The organism is Acinetobacter parvus DSM 16617 = CIP 108168 (genome assembly GCF_000368025.1).
GTDB classification, from domain to species: domain Bacteria; phylum Pseudomonadota; class Gammaproteobacteria; order Pseudomonadales; family Moraxellaceae; genus Acinetobacter; species Acinetobacter parvus.
This window is the reverse complement of sequence record NZ_KB849215.1, coordinates 1-720: the sequence shown is the minus strand read 5'-3', so window position 1 is coordinate 720 and position 720 is coordinate 1. Positions and strand designations below refer to the sequence as shown.

At 31.5% G+C, this 720-nt stretch carries 1 protein-coding gene; it reads left to right on the top strand.

What is annotated here, in order from left to right:
* On the top strand, positions 1 to 323 hold a 323-nt coding region (locus tag F988_RS13905; protein WP_004683849.1), incomplete at its 5' end, for a transposase.
* Between the last annotated feature and the right edge of the window lie 397 nt (positions 324 to 720).

Here is a 720-nt window from a genome sequence, read left to right as displayed (position 1 = left end):
TGCATCAAGATGAAGATGATTTATTGTCCTTTGAGGGTTTTCATGAATTACATTCAAGTCATTGGAAAATAGAACAATATCACCGAGTGATTAAAAAGGTTTGTCATATTGAAAAGTTTCAAGTAAGACGATCTAAACTGATTTTGAATCATATTTTTTCAGCCTTGATGGCCTACGTCGAGATACAAAAGAACCAGTTTGAGGGGATCTTTGAAAATGTATATCATTGGCAGAAGAAATTATTTAGACCAATGATCAAAAACTTCATTGATGACTTTATTCTCGATAAAAATCATCTGCTACCACAGAGAGTCTATAAATAACAGTGCGTAAGTCCTAGCAGAAATATAAATAAAATATTTCTGCTTTATTTTCATATAAATGAAATAAAATAGCGGTAAATATAAACATTTTTATGAGTAAAAAAACAACACTCAATAAAACAGTGCTTTGAAAACACTTGCGCACCAAAAAAAATCTCCTATAATGCATACATCCCAGCGCAATGAAGCAAAAGAACTTAGCTTTAACGGTTAAGTTGCTAGATATTCATTGCGTTTACTTATCGCTGACGAAGCGGTGAGAAGATCATTAAGAGAATAGAAGAACAACTTGTGTGGATTTTTACTGATTGATTGATCGATATATTATCATTGATTGAAGGTAGAAATTACTCGAAGTTTATTTGAGCGAATTTTTAGTCAGAAAATTGATGAGCCA